This window comes from Flavobacterium frigidimaris, assembly GCF_002217275.1.
GTDB classification, from domain to species: Bacteria; Bacteroidota; Bacteroidia; order Flavobacteriales; family Flavobacteriaceae; genus Flavobacterium; species Flavobacterium aquidurense.
This window is the reverse complement of record NZ_MUGV01000011.1, coordinates 44867-66016: the sequence shown is the minus strand read 5'-3', so window position 1 is coordinate 66016 and position 21150 is coordinate 44867. Positions and strand designations below refer to the sequence as shown.

The window sequence follows — 21150 nt, the reverse complement described above, 5'->3', positions numbered from 1 at the left end:
AGCTTGTAACTCAATTTTCTTAATCTCTTAGTGCTTTAATAAAACATAAAAAAAGCANNTGCTTTTTTTATGTTTTATTCTACTTCCGTTTTTATTGTTATTGGAAGATTATAGGCTGTTCGTACTGTTTTTCCATTTAGTATTCCAGGAACCCATTTTGTTTTTATTGATTTCAAAACCCTGATAGCTTCTTTTCCTAAACCATAACCCGGATCATTTATTACCGTGATATCAGTAATAGAACCGTCTCTTTCAATTACAAAAGAAACATACACTCTAAGCGTTTTTTCAGCGTCCAATTCTGGTTTGTGAAAATTGTTTCCAACATAAGTATAGAATTTAGCCATTCCTCCAGGGAATTCTGGCATTTTGTCTAATACAGCAGAATTTACAGGGTCGTTAGTTGTCGGGGCAATTTCTGTACCGCTACCGTTCCCACCAGTTGTTGGTAGAGTATTTGTTACCGTGCCAGTTCCTGTTGTAGCATTATCTACAACCGGAGTGTTTTCGATATTAGTTGCAATATTGTCTACAGCCTGATCAGGAGTAACAATAACCGGATGTGACAATTGAGACAGATCTGTTGCCGGAGCCGCTGGCGCAGTTTGTTGCGGAGGCGCAATTGTTTCTGGTGTTTTTGGAACAACTGGATTGTTGTCAAATTGTGTAACAACTATAGGTTCCTCAAGAATAGGATCTGTTTCTACAGCGCCTTGTGTTTCTAATTTACTAATCAACATCGACGCAGTTCCCAGACTTGCCAATAATAGCAGTCCTATAAATAGCGCTGTTACTGTGGTTTTTGCATTCTCCTGGCGTAATTGATACGCGCCGTACTCTTTGTTCTTGTTTTCGAAAACAAGGTCGGTCCAATTGGTTTCGTAGATGTTTGATTTAGACATGATTAATGGATTTTAAGGTTAAGTAACATTAAATCATAAGCGACAAAGTTTTGGTTTTAGCAACAACGTAGGTATTGTTGTTTTAGTATGTGAATAATTGATTGTTTTAAGAAAAAATAAGATAATATTTTATTCTTTACCTAAAGATAATAAATTATCTATTACGTTCAATGATTTCTGCTAATAATTTTTTAGCGCGAAGAAGCTTTACTTTTACGTTGCTTAAAGGCTCGTCAATTTTAAGGGCAATTTCCTGATAAGTCATTTCCTGAAAATAACGTAACTGAATGACTTCCTGATAATGAGGTTTTAATTCTTTGATGCATAAAAGCAAACGAGATAAATTTTGCTCTTTAATTAAAGCATCTTCGGCAGATGGAGTAGGATCGGCAATGTTGTATGCCTGCTGATCTTCTGAGTCGGTAATTTCGATAAAAAGATTGGTTTTCTTTTTACGCAATAAATCAATATAGACATTTTTTGCGATCGCAATTAGCCAGGTATTGAATTGAAATTCGGAGTTGTAAGTAGCAATTTTATCGAAAGCTTTTGAGAAAGTTTCGATGGTAATATCTTCAGCAATGGTTTCGTTTTCAGTGCGTTTTAGCATAAATCCGTACACTTCATTCCAATAAAAATCTAATAAAAAAGTAAAGGCGATCTGGTCGCCTTTTTTTGCTTTTTCTATTTTAGAATTTATTTCCAATGTACAGGTTTTGAAAAGATATTAGTTATAAAGATATTAATTTGTGTGAATATAAGCACCATCTCTACAACCGGAAACCAAATTTTTAGATCATTTTCTTTTAATTTTCCAGCTGAAAATCCCATTACTGTCCACGCAACAGTATAGCGTGTTGCTAATATTGCCAGTACAGCAATCCATTGAAATTGGAAAGCCAATAAAAGTATAACCAATAAAAAGAATAATAATTGCGATGTATAAAAAACGCCTAACTGCATTTTATCAAAAAATTTATAAAACTCTGCAGTAGAAACATGTCTTCTTTTTTGCGTGAACCATTCTTTATAAGATTCTTTTGGTTTTGAATAAGTAAAACTTTCCGGATTATATGAAATGGTAGTATTGCTTTTGTTTGCGGCCTGATTAATAAACAAATCATCATCGCCTGAGCGAACCTGAATATGATCTATAAAACCATTAACGTTAAAAAATTCTTCTTTTTTGTAGGCTAAATTTCTTCCAACTCCCATATATGGAGCTCCAATTTTAGCCCATGAAAAATATTGTACAGCTGTTAAAACAGTCTCAAAACGAATAATTTTGTTTAATAAAGAACGTTCAATCTTTTCGTAGCCACCATACCCTAAAACAATGGTTTTGTTCATGGTAAATTGCGAAGTCATTCCAGTTATCCAATCTTTTGAATTTGGATAACAATCAGCATCTGTAAATAAAAGGTATTCTTTTTTAGAAGCTTTGATTCCTAAAGTTAAGGCGTATTTTTTATTACCCCAGAAAGCTTCATTATTTTGCACTTTTACCAGACGGATATTTGGATATAAGCTTTCAAATTCTTCAAAAACTTCTAAGGTTTCGTCACTTGATGCATCGTCAATTAATACAATTTCAAAATCAGGATAATCTTGTTCTGCTAATAACGGAATAAACTTTTTGACATTTTCCTCTTCATTTTTAGCGCAGACAATTACGGAAACCGGAAGTTTTTTTTGTGTAATTTCTTGTGGTTTACTGAAAGCAAACTTTCCAAAAATTCCTAAGTAGTAGAAAATTTGGATAAAAACAATAGCAATAAAGAAGTAAAATAAAGTTATAAGCATCTGATTTTAATGTCTTTTAATTTCTGAATCTTGCGCGTGCAAATGTACTTATGAATTCGTAATTTTCAATGGTTAAATCCAATTTACTTTCTGCATTTCAACATTTCTTTTGCAACAGCAATAGCCTGAGGGTTTTCGGTTTTTTCTAATTCCGATATTATGTTTTTATAATTGTGATCATCTCGATTTTGAGAGAGTTTTTTGGTTGCCTGGATCTCATCAATTTCTATTTCGAAACCAAATATGCCTCTTGCTTCTCGCATTGTTTTTGCTGACAAATTCTCAACGCGAACAGGATTCTCTGAAGTAGCTTCATATTTGTCAACTAATTTTTTTAATTGTTCTATAGAAGCCGCTTCATCAACAATTTTAATTCTTCCATAAACATGTACGGCTATATAATTCCATGTTGGTACATTTTCGTGATCGTACCAGGAAGAAGAAATATAACTATGCGGACCTGTAAACACAGCCAAAACCTGATCATTTTCTGAAAACCCTTCTGCTTGCGGATTCAGTTTGGAAATATGTCCCTGCAAAATTTCTTTATCATCAGCGTTTACTTCAAGTTCTATCGGGATATGAGTAGCACACAATTTTCCGTTAGTCTGATTGATGAGAATTCCAAAACTGTTTTCTTTCAAAAAAGTTCTGATCGATTCCGGATCTTCGTTTTTGTATATTTCTGGTGTATACATTTTATGATTTTATTTTAAAGATTTTCCAAAACAAATTGCTTCCGGTCGATCTGTATATTTTCCGTAATTCGGAATTACGTTATAATCTTGTTTTTTATAAAACTGACTAGCCTCTTGATTTTTTACCCGTGTTTCTAAAATTAAATCAGTGTAACCTGTTGCTTTAGCTTTGTTTTCTAGAAAGGCTAAAATTGTCTGGCCAATTTTCTTTCCCGGATATTTAGAATACATTCTTTTTACTTCTCCAATGTTTTCAGAAATTGGTCTAATCGCTCCGCAACCAACAATTTCATTGTCAATTTCGGCTATGGCAAAAATAAATTTCGAATCATTATATTCCCAATCAGTAAAAGAATTTTTTCCATCACTTCCAAAACGAAGATAAAGATTTGCCGACAATTCTTCGATAATTGCCAGAACTTTTTCATCATTTGGATTTGTGATTTTTATGGAAATATTTTCTGTCATGATTTGAGAAAGAAACGATTGTTTTAACGATGATACATTGAGCGCAGTTGAAATGTTTACAAGGACTTCGCTAAGTCTGACAATAGTAATAATTCGTGAAAATTTGTGACCTGAGCGATAGCGAACGGACGAAGTAAATCCGTGTTTTAGATCACATTCACTTCCGCTTCAATATGAATTCCGAAAGTTTCAAAAACAGTTTTTTGAACGTCTCGTGAAACGGCTAAAATTTCCTGACCAGTTGCATTTCCGTAATTAACTAAAACCAAAGCCTGATTTTTATGAACTCCGGCATCTCCAAAACGTTTTCCTTTAAAACCTGCCTGCTCAATTAACCAACCCGCCGGAACTTTTACTTCGGTTTCTGAAATTTCATAATATTTCATTTCCGGGAACTTCTGGTGAATTTTCTCAAAATCAGATTTCAATAAAATTGGATTTTTAAAGAAGCTTCCGCTATTTCCCAATTCTTTTGGGTCAGGCAATTTACTTTGTCTGATCGCGATTACAGCGTTGCTTACCTCTTTTAAAGTTGGAATAACAACATTGTTTTTAGCCAATTCAGCCGTAATATCTCCGTAAGAAGTATTGATTTTATGATTGCGTTTTGTCAGTTTGTAAATTACAGATGTAATGATATATTGATCTTTAATTTTATTTTTGAAAATACTTTCTCTATATCCAAAATTGCATTCGACATTCATGAAAGTTTTCATTTCCTGAGATTCAATATTGATCGCTTCGCAAGAAACAAAAGTGTCTTTAATCTCGGTTCCATATGCACCAATATTCTGAACCGGAGTTGTACCAACATTTCCCGGAATCAGCGACATGTTTTCTAAACCTCCAAAATTATGGTCAATTGTCCACAAGACGAAATCGTGCCAGGTTTCGCCGGCCTGACTTTCAACCCAGACAAAATCGTCATCTTCTTTAATAATTTCTTTGCCTTTTAAATCAATATGAATGACTAAAGCGTCTATGTCTTGGGTTAAAAGCATATTGCTTCCTCCGCCTAAAATGAATTTTTTCTCATTTTTGTTTTCTTCTAAAATTGTTTTCAATTCGGCAATCGAATGTACTGCAACAAATTGTTTGGCTTTGGCTTCAATACCAAAAGTATTGTAGTTTTTTAAAGAAAAATTGGATTTGATTTCCATAAATAAAAGGCTTTTATAATCTGAGTTCAAAAGTAAGGATTATAATTTTTTTTAACCGCAAAGTTTGCAAGGATTTATGCGAAGTCCGTAAATTTTATATATGTGTAGTATTAGAAAAAAGGCAAAGTTCACAAAGCTTTGTATTCATAAAGCTTTGTGAACTTCTTTGTGTTTATGCATATTCAATAGTTAAAAAACCTTGCGGACTTTGCGGTTAAATTACTTTCGAGAATCCAGTAACTCATGATATTTATTCGCAACAATCTTCATATTAAGATCATAATTCGCATTCTCTTCCACAAATTTTCGATTCTCTAAGATAGCATTATTTCGGGATTCAGTATTTTCAAAAGACCAAATCAATTCCTCTGCCAGCATTTCGACATCATCAATTGTAATTAATTGTCCGTTTTCACGATGTCTAATCCAGCTTTGATTTCCAGCGATATCAGAAACTACAGGATAACAACTACAAGCCATTGCCTCAAACAAAGAGGCCGAGACGCCCTCAGTAATAGGCATGCTGATGTAAATGTTGGATTGCTGTAATAATTTAGGAAGTTCTGTATTCGGAATTCTGCCTGTAAAAATCACTTTATTTTCGATTTGTAATTTTTTTGCCAAATCTTTCAAATAAAATAAGCGAGTTCCATCTCCCACAATGGTCAATGAAAAATCAATCCCTCTTTGGTTTAAAATAGAAAATGCCAGTAAAATAGAATCATGACGATATTCCGGTTGTAAAGATCGCGTTACAATGGCCTCAATTTTATTTGAATTATTAATAGAAGGAGTAAAAAGTGTCAAATCAATTCCTTTTGGGATAACCAAAACTTTACTCATGTCAACACCAATCGCTTTCATAGAAATAGTCATAACAGGTCCCCAGGCGTGAATTAAATCGGATTTTTTGAAAGCGTGTTTCTGAATGATTTTTTTAAATGGTAATAAAACAGAACCTTCCGGCCATAAATCAGTTCGTCCTTGTTGTGCAATAGCAATCGGATGCATTCCAGAAATTGCGGCAAGAAAACCGTAGCTGGTGGTTCTCTCGGCAATAATCATGTCCGGTTTTTCGCGTCTAATTGTTTTTCGAATAGAAATAGGAGAGAAGCAGTATTCTAAAATACGTTTGAATCGGTTGCCTTTTGAAGTATTTGGTGTTTGAAGTTCCCAAGTGCAAATTTCAAAATCGCCAAATTCCTTCAAACCTTTCATCCACGTAATAGCGTCCGCACGATACGATTCTCCCAGAAAAAGTATTTTCCTTTTTTTCATTCGGTAAACTTAGTAACTATTTGTGAAGCTATTTATATTTTTCCGCCACGAATTCACGAATTATTTTAAGCTAATTCGTGAATTCGTGGCGGAAAATAGGTAGGGATTGGTTAAAACTCATCTGTATCTAAAGCACGATTGATGAATTCGTTTAAAGGTTTTAGCGCAATTAATTTCTTGCTCATTTTGGCAACAAAACCTTTTTGAGTTACTTCGCTAATATCATATTTTTGAGTTGCCGTAAAGCTTTTTAATTTTAAAAATTCAATAGCCGGATGGTCTTTTTCATAACCTCTCGGTGGATTTTTAAGTGAATTGGTTTCGTTTATATCTAAACTTCCAAATTCTTTTTTGAAGTTTTTATCAGCCAAAATAGCTTCTAAATCATCATGAAAAAAGGCAATTTCTTTTCGTACTTTTTTCAAGTCTTCCGCTTCGGGCGAATAAAATCCACCAGCAATAAAACTCGCACCTTTTTCAATATGGACATAGTATCCCGCCCTGTTAGCCCCTTTTGCGCCGGTAGACATCCAAACTCCCAAATGCGCTTTATAGGGAGATTTGTCTTTAGAGAATCGAATGTCACGATTGATTCGGAATGTACAGTTTTTAACCTCCAATAATTCCAAAGAAGGATCAAGCGGTTTCATTACATCCAGAAAATCACTAACCAATTGATGATAATCTTTTTTGAAAATCTCGTATCGTTTTTTATTGTCCTGAAACCAATCTCTATTGTTGTTCTTTTTTAAATCGTCTAAAAATTGCAATGATTCTTTCGTTAGCATATTTAGTTTTTATTGCAGTTGTTCTTTTAAGTTTTGTTCAGAAGTAAGGCCTATTATTTTCTTTTGAACTGCCTTATTCTCGTAAATCAAAATAGTAGGAAGCGAAGTGATTTTCATCGTTGCTGCCAAAGATTTGTTTTTGTCCACATCAATTCGGATAATAACAACTTTGTCTGCCATTTCTTTTTGCATTTTCAGCATATATGGTTCCATTTGTTTGCAAGGTCCACACCATTCGGCATAAAAATCGACTAAAACTTTTTTGTCCGTATTTAATAAATCATTGAAATCATTCATCGTCATTCCGACCTGAGCTTTCGATGGATTCGATAATCCTTCTTCGCTCCAGTTTAAGAATCCGCCGTCTAGTTCATAAATTGTGGTAAAACCAAGTTCCTGAAGTTTTGCCGCTGCTTTTTTACTTCTTCCTCCGCTTAAACAATAAACGAAAACAGGTTTTGATTTATCATAAGATTCGGCTTTAGCTGTAAAATCATCACTATTCCAGTTTACGTTTACTGCATTGTCAATATGTTCCGATCCAAATTCTTCGGGAGTTCTAACGTCTAAAATTTGAGGATTTTCAGTTGTCTTAATTTTTTCTGCAAATTCTTTCGGCGCAATAGATTCAAAAGGTTTTGCTTTTTGGTCGTTGCAAGAGAACAATAGAATCGAAGTTATAAGCAATAAAATTTTGGGGAATTTCATGATATTTAATTTTAAAAATAAAGTATTGCTAAAGTAATGATTTTTCAATTTTGATTTCATAACAGAATGGTAAAATCAATTTAGAGATGAGGCTTGCAGTTTCAAACGTCATGCTTGGAAACCTGAAACTTGAAACCTGAAACTTGAAACTTGAAACCTGAAACAAAAACTACAAATTGAATATCTTATAACTCTGATGCGTAGATTTTACAATTGCTTCGGTACGCTCCGGATGTGTGTCTGAAATAAAAAGCTGGCCGAAAGTTTCGCTATTTACCATTTCGATAATTTTCGAAACACGGGTTTCGTCCAGTTTGTCAAAAATATCATCAAAAAGCAAAAGTGGTTTTACCCCGCTTTGTTTCTTTAAAAATTCAAATTGAGCCAGTTTTAAAGCAATCAAAAAAGATTTCTGCTGCCCTTGAGAGCCAAATTTCTTTATTGGATAAGAATCGATTTCAAAAGATAAATCATCTTTATGGATTCCGACACTTGTATAATGAAGTGCCCGGTCTTTATTAATATTTTCCTGTAAAAGAGTTAACAAGTCTTTTTCATACAAATGGCTTTCATAAACCAATTGAACGGTTTCTTCAGATCCTGTAATGGCCTGATGATGTACATTAAATATAGGTATAAACTGTTCCAGGAAATCTTTTCGTTTTTCAAAAATAGATTGTCCAAAACTATTTAATTGCTCATTATATATAGATAAGGTATCATTGTCGAAGGTATGGTTGAGAGCAAAATACTTCAAAAGCGCATTTCGTTGCACAATTATTTTTTGATATTGAATAAGCTGATGCAGGTAAGTAGAATCTAATTGAGAAATCACGCTATCCATAAATTTACGGCGCGTCTCGCTTCCTTCTACAATTAAATCGCGATCTGCAGGCGAAATAATTACAAGCGGAATGAATCCGATATGATCTGAGAATTTGTCGTAAGCTTTACCGTTTCTTTTTAAGACCTTCTTTTGTCCTTTTTTTAAACTGCAGACAATTTGTTCTGTTCTGTCATTTTTTTCTAATTCGGCATCAATCACAAAAAACTCTTCTCCGTGTTTGATATTTTGAACCGCTAGCGGATTAAAATAGCTTTTCCCATAAGCCAAATGATAGATTGCATCGAGCACATTAGTTTTGCCAATGCCGTTTTTACCAACAAAACAATTGATCTTGTGGTCAAAATCAAAACTGACTTCGGAGAAATTTTTATAATTGAATAAAGAAATTTTGTTTAAATGCATTTTTTAAGGAACTCTAAGGGTAAAATTTGAAGTTTTTATAGGCGAGATTTTGTTTTTTGCCACAGATTAAAAGATTTTAAAGGATTTTTTCTGCTAAATACTGTGAAAACCTTTTGCAATCTGTGAGAATCTGTGAAATCTGTGGCTAAAATTTGAGTATTAGCCTGGAAAATCTGCGTTTTGGAACATCAAAAAATTGAGGGTGCAAATTATCGAAAATTATTGATATAAAAGGCTTTTGGCGTGTTTCAAGATGAATTATTTTAGTGCTCAGAAGAAAGGACTTAGCATTCGGAAAAATATTTTTTTTAAAATAGTGATAAAATTGATTTTTTTTACCTCAGTTTCAATAAAAATTTTATTTTTGCCGTTCACTAAATTAATTTTAAATGGCTACTTACAATAAAAGAGGATATAAAGCACCAAAAGAGAAGGAAGTTAAAGAAGTAACTGAAGAAACACAGGTAATCATTGACGAAAAAGACAGTACAACTGCTGGAGTTTTTTCTAAATTAGATGAAACTGCTTCAAGAACTGAGGATTGGGTTGCTAAAAATCAAAAAATCATTATTGGTTTAGTTGCTGGTATTGCGGTTGCTACTATTGGATATTTGGCTTACCAAAAATTTATCGAAGCGCCTAAGCAAGATGAGGCTGCAAATGAAATGTTTGTTGCTCAACAAAATTTCCAAAAAGCTACAGACGGTGTTGCAAGTGATTCATTATATAAATTAGCATTGAATGGATCTGAAGGTAAATTCGGATTTGTGAAAATTGCTGATGAATATTCTGGAACAGATGCTGGAAACTTAGCAAATTACTATGCTGGTATGGCTTATTTGAATACAGGTAAATTTGATGACGCTATTAAATACTTAGGTAACTTTAAATCTGATGATATGATTTTAAGTGCTTTGGCTAAAGGTGCTATCGGAGATGCTTATTCTCAAAAAAATCAACAAAAAGAAGCTCTTGACTATTATGTAAAAGCGGCTGAATCAAATAAAAATGATTTTACAACGCCTCGTTTCTTATTAAAAGCAGGTAAAACGGCTTTGGCTTTAGGTCAAAAAGAAGACGCTTTGAAATATTTAACTGATATTAAAGAAAACTTCGATGCAACTCCGGAAGCAGCTTCTGTTGATGTATTGATTGGATTAGCACAATAAAAATTTTAGACTTTAGATTTAAGATTGTAGATTTGTAATTAAGAATTTAAATTCTGAAATCAAAAATCTAAAATAGTACAGATGGCTACCGAAAATAAAAATTTATCAGAATACGATAAAAACACGATCCCAAATGCGAAAGACTTTCGATTTGGGATTGTTGTTTCTGAATGGAACGAAACCATTACAGAAGGACTTTACAATGGCGCTTTTGATGCCTTAATTGATTGTGATGTTCCAGCACAGCAAATTATTCGCTGGAATGTACCAGGAAGTTTTGAGCTGATCTATGGCGCAAAGAAAATGTTGCAAACACAAAATGTTGATGCGGTTATTGTAATTGGATGTGTAATCCAGGGAGAAACAAAACATTTTGACTTTGTATGCGAAGGTGTTACACAAGGAATTAAAGACCTAAATGTTCAAACAGATATTCCGGTTATTTTTTGTGTTTTGACAGATAATAACATGCAACAATCAATTGATAGAAGTGGAGGAGTTCACGGAAACAAAGGAACTGAAGCGGCAATTGCAGCAATTAAGATGGCGTATATTCGTCAGCAGGCTTCGATGTCACATCCTTTTAACCAGCCTCTATTAGCTTCAGGTGCAATCCAAATTGAAGAAACACCAATAAAAATCGAGAACGAATAAAACACAATTGTTTTAAAAAAAACTAAAACCTATACTGTGTAAAATAGTATAGGTTTTTTGTTTTTTTTATGACAGTACTTATTCAAAAAGCCAATGGAAATTCATTAAATTTGTACACCTTGGTTTAGATTTCAAATCAAATCTTAAATCGTTAATCTACAATCTAAAATTTTAAATGTCGAGTATAATTCAATTACTTCCTGATCACGTTGCTAATCAAATTGCTGCTGGAGAAGTGGTTCAAAGACCAGCTTCAGTCGTAAAAGAGCTTTTAGAAAATGCTGTTGATGCTGACGCAACCGACATTAAATTAATTATTAAAGACGCCGGAAAATCATTAGTTCAGGTTATCGATAATGGTAAAGGAATGAGTGTGACCGATGCACGTTTGTGCTTTGAACGTCATGCTACTTCAAAAATCCGCCAGGCAGAAGATTTGTTTTCCTTATGTACAAAAGGTTTTCGCGGAGAGGCTTTGGCTTCTATTGCTGCGATTGCGCACATGGAAATGAAAACCAAGCAAGATCAGGAGGAACTGGGAACTCATATTATAATCGAAGGGAGTAAATTTGTTTCGCAAGAAGTGGCCGTTTTGCCAAAAGGAACTTCATTTGCGGTTAAAAATCTGTTTTTTAATATTCCTGCCCGTCGTAACTTCTTAAAATCAGATACAGTTGAATTTCGTCATGTTATGGATGAATTTCAGCGTGTAGCTTTGGCGCATCCAAATATTCATTTTACATTTTATCATAACGGTAGCGAAATGTACAATTTACCCGCTGCTGGTTATCGCCAGCGCGTTGTTGGAATTTTCTCCGGAAAAACCAATGAAAAATTAGTTCCGGTTAATGAAGATACCGAGATTATCAATGTTCAGGGATTTGTTTGCAAGCCTGAATTTGCCAAGAAAAATAGAGGAGAACAATTCTTTTTTGTAAACGATCGTTTCATCAAAAGCGGTTACTTGCATCACGCGGTAATAGCGGCTTATGACGGACTTTTAAAAGACGGTTCGCAACCGAGTTATTTCCTATATCTGCAAGTTCCGCCAAACACTATTGATATCAATATCCACCCAACTAAAACGGAGATTAAGTTTGATGATGAACAAGCTTTGTATGCTATTTTAAGAGCTTCTATAAAACATAGTTTAGGGCAGTTTAATGTAGCTCCGGTTTTAGATTTTGATCGAGATGCCAATTTAGATACGCCATACCATTATAAAGATTTAGAGGCTGAAACACCTACAATTCAGGTTGATGGTACTTTTAATCCGTTTACGGATGATAAAACGAATCAGCATTATACAAAATCGGGTTCTTCTGGATCTGGATCTTCTTCTGGTTCCAGTTTTAGTTCAGGATCAAATTCTTATTCCGGATATTCAAAAAGAGTAGAGCCAACCACAAGTTGGGAAAGTTTGTATGTAGGTTTGGATACCGAAAGTATCGAAAGCTCGCCTTTTAATTTTGAAAATGAAGAAGTAACTTCGTCTCTATTTAATGATGATGAGGTTGAAACAGCAAGTCAGAAAACGTATCAAATTCATAAAAAATATATTGTTTCGCCAATAAAATCAGGAATGGTTATCGTTGATCAGCAACGGGCTCACCAACGTGTTTTATACGAACAATTTTTACTAAATATGACGGTAAATCAAGCTTCGAGTCAACAATTATTATTTCCTTTGAATTTGTTTTATTCTTCAGATGAAATGACATTGATTGAAGAATTGAAACCTTCATTAGAAACAACAGGTTTTGTTTTTGAAGATGCACAGACCGATCATATAGTAATTTCAGGAATTCCTGTAAACATTACAGAAAGCGAAGTTTCCTTAGTAATCGAACAATTATTAAGTGATTTGCAAGACGGAATTCCGGCGAGTAGTTACAGTCAGAATGATACTATTGCTAAATCAATGGCTAAAAGTTTAGCGGTTAAAACAGGATCTTATTTAACCGAAAAAGAACAAGATAATTTGGTAAACGGATTGTTTGCCTGTAAAGATCCAAATATTTCACCTTTTCAAAAACCTACTTTCATCACAATGCGTGTTGAAGATATAGATAAAAAGTTTGCCATATGATGAACATGACTCCAGTTGTAAAACAACTATTAATAATCAATATTATCTTTTTTATTGGTTCACAGCTTGTGCCGGTTTCTTACGAATATTTAGCAATGTTTTTTCCTGAAAATCCTCATTTTGGAGCTTGGCAGCCTATAACCCATATGTTTATGCATGGTGGTATTATGCATATTGCTTTTAATATGTTTGCCATGGTTTCTTTTGGATCTGCTCTTGAACATTTTTGGGGCGGTAAAAAATTCTTGTTTTTTTATATTTCCTGTGGTTTGGGTTCAGCACTGTTGCATACAGCCGTGAATTATTATTCTTTTCAGGATACTTTAAGCACTTTAACGGCCAATGGTTTTCAAAAAGAGGAAATTTTGAAACTTTTAAGTGAAGGTAAAATAGATACAAGATGGCAGGATTTAGTTTCTGTTTCACAATTTAGTGCTTTTACTGATGCGTATATGGGAACAGTTGTGGGTGCTTCAGGAGCTATTTATGGTTTGCTTACTGCTTTTGCTTTTATGTTTCCTAATGCTGAATTAGGTATAATGTTTATCCCAATTCCAGTTAAGGCCAAATATTTTGTTCCGGGAATTTTAGCAATAGATTTGTTTCTAGGATTTAGAGGAAGTTCTCTATTTGGAAGTGGAGGTACCGGAATTGCCCATTTTGCACATATTGGAGGAGCTCTAACTGGTTTTTTAATTATGTGGTACTGGAAAAAAAATCAGTTTAATAGTAATCGTTGGAATTAATTTTTAACTTTAATATCGGAAACTAAAAAACAAAGGAAACTTTATGAATATTTTAGATGATTTAAAACTACAATATAAAATAGGAGGAATTGCGCTGCGTGTTATTTACTGGAATATTGCGTGTTTCCTGATTTCTTTGGTGTTTTTCTATCAATATTCGGGTGGCGGTTTTGCTTATCCGGATTGGTTGGCTTTATCATCAGATCCAAATAGTTTTTTATTCAGACCCTGGACACTTTTAACCTATGCCTTTTTTCATTCGTCATTTTTACATTTGTTGTTTAATATGATGGTTTTGAATTTTGCGAGCCAGCTATTCCTGACCTTTTTCACGCAAAAACAATATTTAGGATTGTATATCTTAAGTGCTATTTTCGCAGGAATTGTTTTCGTATTAAGTTATTACTTTTTAGGCTATTCCGCATCCATAGTTGGTGCTTCTGCCGCAATTATGGCTATTTTGGTGGCAGCAACAACCTATCAGCCCCTAATGAGTGTTCGTTTGTTATTAATCGGGAATGTAAAATTGTGGCATATTACGGCTGTAATTTTAATTCTGGATTTAATGCAGCTTCGTTTAGAAAATATGGGTGGCCATATTTCGCATTTAGCCGGCGCTTTGTTCGGATTTATTTACATCAAATTGCTTCAAAACGGAACCGATTTGAGTATTGTGATTTCCAGAACCCTCGATTTCTTCGCAAATCTATTTAAAAAATCCCCTTCGACCCCATTCAAAAAAGTTCATAAAAATTATCAAAAACCTACAGAAAAAGTGACGTCAAGAATTGTTACGAAAGACAAAACGCAGCAACAAATTGACGAAATTTTAGACAAAATCAGCCAGTCTGGTTATGATTGTCTGACAAAAGAAGAAAAAGAGTTTTTATTTAAAGCTGGAAAATAATCCTTTTAGCAAGAAAATATGAAAAACCTTTCATGGTTTAATAAGATAATGTTCTTTTTGAATATAGTGCTGACTGTGCTTACATTTAGCGTCTATATTTTACCTTTTCTAGCACCTAAGAGCTTTCCGCTTTTATCGGTGCTTACATTGTTTATGCCCGCTTTTTTTGTGCTGAATGCGCTCTTCTTTATATATTGGGCTATTCAGTTTAAAAAACGTCTTATATTATCTGGTTTGGTTCTCTTGACTGGAATTACCTTCATCAGTAAGTTTTACAAATTCTCGGCAAAAGAGTATGTCAAGGACGAAAAAGATTTCTCTGTAATGAGTTATAATGTACGTCTTTTTAATGTTTTTAAATGGCTGGATCGCGATGATATTCCATCCAATATTAAAGCCTTTATTGATGAAAAAGATCCGGATATTTTGTGTATTCAGGAATATTCGAATTCAGCTCATATAGATTTGAAAGTGTACCCGCACCGTTATATATTTATTGATGGAAATCAGATTAAAACGGGTCAGGCCATTTTTTCTAAATTTCCAATTTTGTATGAAGGGAATATTATTTTTCCCAATTCAGATAATAATGTGATATATGCTGATATAAAACGTGGTAAAGATGTGATTCGTGTCTATAATATGCACCTGCAGTCTATTAAAATTTCTCCTGATGTTGCTAAAATTTCAAATGATATTGATAATGTAAATCAGCAAAAATCACAGCTAATTTATACCAGAATCAGTAAAGGTTTTAGGCAACAGCAAGAACAAGCCGAAATGTTTAAAGAAAATATTAAGCAGTGTAAAAATCCAATTATCATTTGTGGAGATATGAATAATAGTCCGTTCTCCTATGTATACCGAAATATAAAAGGAAAACTGAAAGATACTTTCGAAGAGGCAGGGGGAGGCTTTGGAGCTACTTATAAATTCCGTTATTACCCAGCACGAATAGACTATATTTTTGCAGACAGTAAAATGAAAGTCAAACAATTTGAAAGCTTTTCTGATTTCGAAAATTCAGATCATTATCCAATTATGACGAGACTTTCGATTGAGTAAGTTCTTCAGTTTAACTGTAAAGAAAGCAAAGGTTTTACGCAAAAGCCCACAATGTTGAAGAATAAACTTTAGGAGTTTTAGATGAACCTTAGAGCTCTCTTTGGATTTAAGGGATGATTTGACATATTTAAAGAACAGAACAATTACTAAACCAACTGAACCATGATTAAAAAACGTTTTTTATTACTTCTTTTTGTTTGCTCAAGTATATTGGCTCAGAAAGATATTGACATTAATGAATTAAAATGGCTGCCAAATTCGCATTCGTTTTGGATAAATTCGGGAGAGAAAATTGTGGTTTATGACGTTGATAAATTAAATCAGGGCAGTACTGTTTTAACGGATAAACAACTAAAAGATGCTGGCTTTAATGGCGAAGTAGAAGATTTAGTATGGAATCAAAATAAAACAAAAGTTTTGCTTTATACTAATTCAAAAAAAGTTTGGAGAGCTAATACAAAAGGAGATTATTGGTTTTTTGATTTAACAACGGGAAAAGGTAAAAAGCTAGGTGCCAACTTAGAAGAATCATCTTTAATGTTTGCTAAATTTTCTAATGACAATGAAAATGTTGCTTATGTTTCAAAACATAATATTTATTTGGAAAATCTGGTTTCGGGAAAAATAACTCCACTAACAACTGATGGAACGGATAAGGTTATAAACGGAACTTTTGACTGGGTTTATGAAGAAGAACTTGCCGCCAGAGATGGCTTTCGCTGGAGTCCTGACGGAAAAAGTATTGCTTATTGGCGGGTTGATGCAACAGAAACTAAATTTCATTTAATGATCAATAATACAGATGCTCTGTATCCGTTTGTAGTTCCGGTAGAATATCCTAAAGCCGGAGAAAAACCGTCATCTGTGAAAATTGGCGTTATCAGTATTGCTTCTTTAAAAACGAATTGGCTCAATATTCCGGGTGAACCTGACAATAATTATTTGGTTCGAATGGAATGGGTTGCTGCAAATGACGTAATGGTGGTTCAGCTTAACAGACATCAAAATCAGGCTTCTATTTATAATTGCAATGCTCAATCAGGAATAGCTAATTTAATCTACCAGGAAAAATCGGCAGAATGGATTGATGTTTTTGATATTTCTTCAGGAGTATATGATGGTTTTCCATGTCAATTTGTTGACAATGGAAAAGCTTTTTTATGGAGCTCTGATGCCGATGGATGGATGCACATTTATAAAATTAGTAAAGATGGAAAAAAGAAAGAGCTAATTACAACTGGTAAATTTGATGCTTATTTTAAAGCGTATAATGATAAAACAAAATCAATCTATTATATCTCAAGTCCAACAGATGCAACTCAGCGGTATTTGTATGAAACCAATTTGAATTCCCGTAAGACAAAAAGAATTACTCCGGAAATATTTGAAGGTACAAATGAATATGAATTCTCAACAGACGGGTCGTATGCAAAACACACCAATTCTAATATCAATCGAGATCTAAATACGAGATTGGTTTCGGTTTCAGATCATAAAAAAATAGTACCAAAAGAGGCTGATGTTTTTACAGCTCCTACACGTAATTTCTCTTTAGAGAAATTTAAAGTAACTACCGTTGATGGTATTGAAATGGATGGAATAATGGCAAAACCACTGGATTTTGATTCCTCAAAAAAATACCCATTGTTTTTTTATGTTTATGGTGAGCCAATGGCTACTGTGGCGAATGATATGCCGTATTTTAACGGTTTTATAGATTTGTTAATTCCAAAAGGTTATATCGGAATTGCAATGGATAACAGAGGAACTCCCTCTCTGAAAGGAACAAAATGGAGGAAATCGATTTATAAAAATATTGGAATTATCAATACTCGTGACCAGGCAATGGCGGCAAAAGAAATTTTAAAATGGAATTTTATTGATAGCGACAGAGTGGCTGTTCACGGATGGAGTGGAGGTGGTGCTGTTACTTTGAATTTAATGTTTCAATATCCTGATATATACAAGACCGGAGTGGCAATTTCTGCGGTTACGGACCAGCATTTTTATGATAACATATATACAGAGCGGTATATGGGATTGCCAAGTGAAAATGAAGCAGCGTATGTTGAGGCATCACCAGTAACACATGCGAAGAATTTAAAAGGAAATTTACTTTACATTCACGGAACAGGTGATGACAATGTGCACTATAAAAATGCCGAAGTTTTGATTAATGAATTGATTAAATATGACAGAATGTTTAATTTAATGATTTATCCAAATCGTTCGCACAGTATCTACGAAGGTGAAGGTACAAGAAGGCATTTGATCGACACTTTTATAAAATTTATTGAACAAAAAGCACCTCCGGGAGCAAAATAAAATAACTAAATAAAAAAGGGAGAATTTCATTTTACAGAAATTCTCCCTTTTAATTTTTATTAAAATGATCTACAGTATATTTTGATTCTTTAAATAATCCATCGCAAATTTACCTTCGTTAAAAAGCAAATCCAGAACACTCAGGTTGTTTATAAAGCCATGTTTGTCATCAAATACTTGTGGATATTTTTCGAACGAATTAGGATCTTTTTTGCCATTTGCTAAATATCTAAAATCAGAGATGCCTTCTGTTTCCATGAAATATTCTGTTGTGTGGCTGAATTCTAATTTCATTCTCAAACATTTGGTCACAATGTTCAGAACTTCCATGTTTAAATCCATCAAAAAAGTATGTTTCTTTTCGAAAACAGGTCGAATATCATCTTCAAAAAATTCAAAAAAAGGCGAACTTCTGTAGCCTGCTTCTAAAGATTTAAAATGCTGTTTTTGCCAATCAAATTCATTTTCAATAAAAACATCTTTTGTTTTTTGATGCATTGTTTTAGAATGTTTGACAGGGATATTCAATAACTGAATACCGTTTGGACTATAGATATAGGTACGGTTTCTGTTAGTTTGTTTCTGAAAATTATCTTCCATTTCAAAAGTAATATTTTCAGACTGAGCCATAACTGCAAAGTGGCTAATCGATGGAAAATAAGTAGGAAGTATTAACGAATTCATTTTGTTTTAGTTTCAGATTTCAAGTTTCAGGTTTCAGGTTCGCACTAGACCGTGAAACCTGAAACTTGAAACAAAAAAACTTTATTTATGCTTTATTTTCTTTTCTCTTTCTCCAGAAATATTCCCCAACAAAATAGGCAGCTAGCACCATTAAGAAATATTTAAAGTAAGATTGTGGTTGTCCTTCACCATCAACTGTTGTGAAAACTCTTTCCCAACGAATTTTGTTGATTCCTTTTCCGTTAGTATCCCAACTCAACCAAATAAATACCGGTTTCCCTACAATGTGATCTTCCGGAACATATCCCCAATAACGGCTATCTTCAGAGTTATGGCGATTATCTCCCATCATCCAATAATAGTTTTGTTTGAAGGTATAGGAATTTGTTTGTTTTCCGTTGATTATAAAATGAGCGCCATCTATTTGCAATGTATTATGCTCGTAATTGGTAATGATTTCTTTGTAAAATGGTAATGACTCATTTGTCAAAGCAACTGTTTTTCCTGCTTCAGGAATATAAATTGGGCCGTAATTATCTTCGTTCCATTTATTAATGTGTGGAAAAACTCTGTCGTCGTTTCCTTTTGCAATTTCTCTAATTACAGCCGTAATACCAGGAATCGTTTTCATACGTTCAGCATTAGTTTCTGTTAAGGCACCAATAAACAAAGTATCTCTTTTATTTTGATCTCTAAAACCTCTTACATCAACAAGGTTGACATTAAGCTCTTTTAAAAGTGCTTCCAGATCTATTGGAGTTTTTTCATCTAAAGCTATTTTATAGGAGTATTGAGGTTTTGCTCTTTCAGGTAAAACTAACTTTTTCCCGTTAATGAAAACGTACCCATCTCTTACCGATAAACTGTCTCCGGGAATACCAACACATCTTTTAACGTAATTAGATCTTTTGTCGATTGGTTTAATTACGCCTGGTCTTCCTTTAGGTTCGTAAAAATAATGAACTGTGTCAACAGGCCAGTTAAAAACAACAATATCTGTTCGCTTTATTTTTTCGAATGCCGGTAATCTGAAATAGGGTAATTGCGGCCAGCTTAAATACGATTTTCTTTTTGTTAGTGGTATAGAGTCATGAACCATTGGAAGAGCAACGGTAGTCATAGGAACTCTAGGTCCGTAGTTTAGCTTGCTCACGAATAAAAAGTCTCCAATTAATAATGATTTTTCCAATGAAGAAGTTGGAATCGTGTATGGTTGCACTACATACGTATGCACTAATGTTGCTACGATTATAGCAAAGAGTAATGAACTTACAGTATCGGCAGTTTTGTTTTCAGGAGTTAATGATCTGTTGGCGTTGTATTCTAGTTTTTGAGTATAGTTTACATAGTAAATGTAAAAACCAAGAGAAAAGATTCCCAGGAAAGTATCTAAAGTTGATTTTTTACCAAATGTTCTTAACGTTTCTACCCATACAACCGGAAACATAATCAGGTTAATAATCGGAATGAAAAGTAATATTGTCCACCAGGTTGGTCGCCCAATGATCTTCATTAAAACTATTGAATTATAAACAGGAATGGCAGCTTCCCAACTTTTTCGGCCGGCAGCCTGATACAATTTCCAGGTTCCCAGAAAATGAATAATTTGAACGCCTAAGAAAAAAAGGAACCAAAGATATAGTGTCATAATATTTTGTTTAAAGTTTTAAAGTTTAAAGTTGCTTTTTTGAATTGACCTTACCCTTTATATTTGTTTATTTTAAGTTTAAAACATCTTTCATGTTGTAGATTCCCTTTTTGCCAGCTAACCATTCTGCTGCAATTACAGCCCCTAAAGCAAAACCTTCACGATTATGAGCGGTGTGTTTTAATTCGATACTATCTACAATTGAATCGTAAGTTACGGTATGAGTTCCGGGAACATCACCAATTCTTTTTGCTTCGATATGAATTTCGTTTGTTTTAGCCTCATCTAATGTCCAATTTGCATAATTACTATTTTCAATAACGCCTTTGGCTAATGAAATTGCAGTTCCGCTTGGAGCATCTAATTTTTGAGTATGGTGAATTTCTTCCATTGTCACTTTGTACGAATCAAATTGTGACATAATTTTAGCTAAATATTCATTTAGTTCGAAGAAAATATTAACTCCTAAACTAAAGTTAGAACTCGAAATGAATCCCCCTTGTTTTTCGTTGCAAAGCGCAACCATTTCATCAAAATGTTCCAACCATCCTGTTGTTCCTGACACTACAGGTACATTGGCATGAAAACAATTGGATATATTATCTACGGCAGCAGTAGGAACACTGAAATCTATTGCGACATCAGCAGTCGAAAGCCCGTCAAAAGTATTCGTTTCATCTTTCTTTAAAACAATTTCATGACCTCTTTCTAAAGCAATTCGTTCAATTACTTTACCCATTTTTCCGTATCCTAAAAGTGCAATTTTCATTTTATGTGTGTTTTTGAATTTTTAAATAGTGACAAGAACT

The 21150-nt window shown here is 33.7% G+C and carries 20 protein-coding genes; 7 read left to right on the top strand and 13 right to left on the bottom strand.

What is annotated here, in order from left to right; translation table 11 throughout:
• Positions 1–74 precede the first annotated feature (74 nt).
• The 10 genes from B0A65_RS05665 to recF form a co-directional block, all read right to left on the bottom strand.
• The gene (locus B0A65_RS05665) at positions 75–902 is read right to left on the bottom strand and encodes an energy transducer TonB (protein WP_074659494.1); all 828 of its coding nucleotides are present in this window, start codon (positions 900–902) and stop codon (positions 75–77) included.
• A gap of 154 nt (positions 903–1056) precedes the next feature.
• Complete coding sequence (locus tag B0A65_RS05660; RefSeq protein WP_074659495.1) at positions 1057–1608, bottom strand: RNA polymerase sigma factor; 552 nt, start codon at positions 1606–1608, stop codon at positions 1057–1059.
• A complete protein-coding gene (locus tag B0A65_RS05655; RefSeq protein WP_074659496.1) occupies positions 1599–2705 on the bottom strand; it encodes a glycosyltransferase in 1107 nt (368 codons plus the stop codon). The genes B0A65_RS05660 and B0A65_RS05655 overlap by 10 nt, the downstream gene beginning before the upstream one ends.
• Before the next feature lie 83 nt (positions 2706–2788).
• On the bottom strand, positions 2789–3403 hold the full coding sequence (locus B0A65_RS05650; RefSeq protein ID WP_074659497.1) for an FMN-binding negative transcriptional regulator: 615 nt from the start codon (positions 3401–3403) through the stop codon (positions 2789–2791).
• A gap of 9 nt (positions 3404–3412) precedes the next feature.
• Positions 3413–3871 (bottom strand): GNAT family N-acetyltransferase, encoded by a 459-nt coding sequence (locus B0A65_RS05645; RefSeq protein WP_074659498.1) that lies wholly within the window; start codon positions 3869–3871, stop codon positions 3413–3415.
• 146 nt (positions 3872–4017) lie between these two features.
• Positions 4018–5031 carry a UDP-N-acetylmuramate dehydrogenase gene (gene murB, locus B0A65_RS05640; protein ID WP_074659499.1) on the bottom strand — a complete coding sequence of 338 codons (1014 nt, stop codon included), beginning with the start codon at positions 5029–5031 and terminating at the stop codon, positions 4018–4020.
• Positions 5032–5250: 219 nt separating this feature from the next.
• Positions 5251–6309: a glycosyltransferase gene (locus tag B0A65_RS05635; protein WP_074659500.1), complete on the bottom strand. Its 1059-nt coding sequence runs from the start codon at positions 6307–6309 to the stop codon at positions 5251–5253.
• A 110-nt stretch (positions 6310–6419) separates the two neighbouring features.
• Positions 6420–7097: a DUF2461 domain-containing protein gene (locus tag B0A65_RS05630; RefSeq protein ID WP_074659501.1), complete on the bottom strand. Its 678-nt coding sequence runs from the start codon at positions 7095–7097 to the stop codon at positions 6420–6422.
• A 9-nt stretch (positions 7098–7106) separates the two neighbouring features.
• Positions 7107–7805, bottom strand: a complete 699-nt coding sequence (trxA, locus tag B0A65_RS05625) for a thioredoxin (protein ID WP_074659685.1) — start codon at positions 7803–7805, stop codon at positions 7107–7109.
• Positions 7806–7974: 169 nt separating this feature from the next.
• Positions 7975–9054 carry a DNA replication/repair protein RecF gene (gene recF / locus B0A65_RS05620; RefSeq protein WP_074659502.1) on the bottom strand — a complete coding sequence of 360 codons (1080 nt, stop codon included), beginning with the start codon at positions 9052–9054 and terminating at the stop codon, positions 7975–7977.
• Between the two features lie 389 nt (positions 9055–9443).
• On the opposite strand from recF, the gene B0A65_RS05615 reads away from it, so the two are divergent.
• The 7 genes from B0A65_RS05615 to B0A65_RS05585 all read left to right on the top strand — a co-directional run bounded on the left by B0A65_RS05615 (position 9444) and on the right by B0A65_RS05585 (position 18009).
• Positions 9444–10223, top strand: a complete 780-nt coding sequence (locus B0A65_RS05615; RefSeq protein ID WP_074659503.1) for a tetratricopeptide repeat protein — start codon at positions 9444–9446, stop codon at positions 10221–10223.
• Between the two features lie 81 nt (positions 10224–10304).
• Positions 10305–10877: a 6,7-dimethyl-8-ribityllumazine synthase gene (gene ribH, locus B0A65_RS05610; protein WP_074659504.1), complete on the top strand. Its 573-nt coding sequence runs from the start codon at positions 10305–10307 to the stop codon at positions 10875–10877.
• Between the two features lie 175 nt (positions 10878–11052).
• The gene (mutL, locus tag B0A65_RS05605; protein WP_074659505.1) at positions 11053–12966 is read left to right on the top strand and encodes a DNA mismatch repair endonuclease MutL; all 1914 of its coding nucleotides are present in this window, start codon (positions 11053–11055) and stop codon (positions 12964–12966) included.
• Positions 12963–13712 (top strand): rhomboid family intramembrane serine protease, encoded by a 750-nt coding sequence (locus B0A65_RS05600; RefSeq protein ID WP_083370428.1) that lies wholly within the window; start codon positions 12963–12965, stop codon positions 13710–13712. The genes mutL and B0A65_RS05600 overlap by 4 nt, the downstream gene beginning before the upstream one ends.
• Before the next feature lie 43 nt (positions 13713–13755).
• Positions 13756–14619 (top strand): rhomboid family protein, encoded by an 864-nt coding sequence (locus B0A65_RS05595; protein WP_074659506.1) that lies wholly within the window; start codon positions 13756–13758, stop codon positions 14617–14619.
• A gap of 18 nt (positions 14620–14637) precedes the next feature.
• Positions 14638–15684, top strand: coding sequence for an endonuclease/exonuclease/phosphatase family protein (locus B0A65_RS05590; RefSeq protein ID WP_074659507.1), 1047 nt, complete (start codon positions 14638–14640; stop codon positions 15682–15684).
• A gap of 162 nt (positions 15685–15846) precedes the next feature.
• Positions 15847–18009 carry a S9 family peptidase gene (locus B0A65_RS05585; protein ID WP_074659508.1) on the top strand — a complete coding sequence of 721 codons (2163 nt, stop codon included), beginning with the start codon at positions 15847–15849 and terminating at the stop codon, positions 18007–18009.
• A 69-nt stretch (positions 18010–18078) separates the two neighbouring features.
• On the opposite strand, the gene B0A65_RS05580 is transcribed toward B0A65_RS05585, so the two are convergent.
• From B0A65_RS05580 to dapB, 3 genes are all read right to left on the bottom strand, one after another.
• Positions 18079–18693 (bottom strand): WbqC family protein, encoded by a 615-nt coding sequence (locus tag B0A65_RS05580; RefSeq protein WP_074659509.1) that lies wholly within the window; start codon positions 18691–18693, stop codon positions 18079–18081.
• 85 nt (positions 18694–18778) lie between these two features.
• Positions 18779–20341: a signal peptidase I gene (gene lepB / locus B0A65_RS05575; RefSeq protein WP_074659510.1), complete on the bottom strand. Its 1563-nt coding sequence runs from the start codon at positions 20339–20341 to the stop codon at positions 18779–18781.
• 67 nt (positions 20342–20408) lie between these two features.
• Positions 20409–21110 (bottom strand): 4-hydroxy-tetrahydrodipicolinate reductase, encoded by a 702-nt coding sequence (gene dapB / locus B0A65_RS05570; protein ID WP_074659511.1) that lies wholly within the window; start codon positions 21108–21110, stop codon positions 20409–20411.
• Positions 21111–21150: the final 40 nt, after the last annotated feature.

Bases quoted from the DNA above. Each gene is read 5' to 3' on its own strand.
- B0A65_RS05615 (WP_074659503.1), top strand. From the start codon at position 9,444: ATGGCTACTTACAATAAAAGAGGATATAAAGCACCAAAAGAGAAGGAA.
- lepB (WP_074659510.1), bottom strand. From the start codon at position 20,341: ATGACACTATATCTTTGGTTCCTTTTTTTCTTAGGCGTTCAAATTATT.
- mutL (WP_074659505.1), top strand. From the start codon at position 11,053: ATGTCGAGTATAATTCAATTACTTCCTGATCACGTTGCTAATCAAATT.
- dapB (WP_074659511.1), bottom strand. From the start codon at position 21,110: ATGAAAATTGCACTTTTAGGATACGGAAAAATGGGTAAAGTAATTGAA.
- B0A65_RS05580 (WP_074659509.1), bottom strand. From the start codon at position 18,693: ATGAATTCGTTAATACTTCCTACTTATTTTCCATCGATTAGCCACTTT.
- murB (WP_074659499.1), bottom strand. From the start codon at position 5,031: ATGGAAATCAAATCCAATTTTTCTTTAAAAAACTACAATACTTTTGGT.
- ribH (WP_074659504.1), top strand. From the start codon at position 10,305: ATGGCTACCGAAAATAAAAATTTATCAGAATACGATAAAAACACGATC.
- B0A65_RS05585 (WP_074659508.1), top strand. From the start codon at position 15,847: ATGATTAAAAAACGTTTTTTATTACTTCTTTTTGTTTGCTCAAGTATA.
- B0A65_RS05595 (WP_074659506.1), top strand. From the start codon at position 13,756: ATGAATATTTTAGATGATTTAAAACTACAATATAAAATAGGAGGAATT.
- recF (WP_074659502.1), bottom strand. From the start codon at position 9,054: ATGCATTTAAACAAAATTTCTTTATTCAATTATAAAAATTTCTCCGAA.
- B0A65_RS05635 (WP_074659500.1), bottom strand. From the start codon at position 6,309: ATGAAAAAAAGGAAAATACTTTTTCTGGGAGAATCGTATCGTGCGGAC.
- trxA (WP_074659685.1), bottom strand. From the start codon at position 7,805: ATGAAATTCCCCAAAATTTTATTGCTTATAACTTCGATTCTATTGTTC.
- B0A65_RS05655 (WP_074659496.1), bottom strand. From the start codon at position 2,705: ATGCTTATAACTTTATTTTACTTCTTTATTGCTATTGTTTTTATCCAA.
- B0A65_RS05650 (WP_074659497.1), bottom strand. From the start codon at position 3,403: ATGTATACACCAGAAATATACAAAAACGAAGATCCGGAATCGATCAGA.
- B0A65_RS05590 (WP_074659507.1), top strand. From the start codon at position 14,638: ATGAAAAACCTTTCATGGTTTAATAAGATAATGTTCTTTTTGAATATA.
- B0A65_RS05665 (WP_074659494.1), bottom strand. From the start codon at position 902: ATGTCTAAATCAAACATCTACGAAACCAATTGGACCGACCTTGTTTTC.
- B0A65_RS05630 (WP_074659501.1), bottom strand. From the start codon at position 7,097: ATGCTAACGAAAGAATCATTGCAATTTTTAGACGATTTAAAAAAGAAC.
- B0A65_RS05600 (WP_083370428.1), top strand. From the start codon at position 12,963: ATGATGAACATGACTCCAGTTGTAAAACAACTATTAATAATCAATATT.
- B0A65_RS05645 (WP_074659498.1), bottom strand. From the start codon at position 3,871: ATGACAGAAAATATTTCCATAAAAATCACAAATCCAAATGATGAAAAA.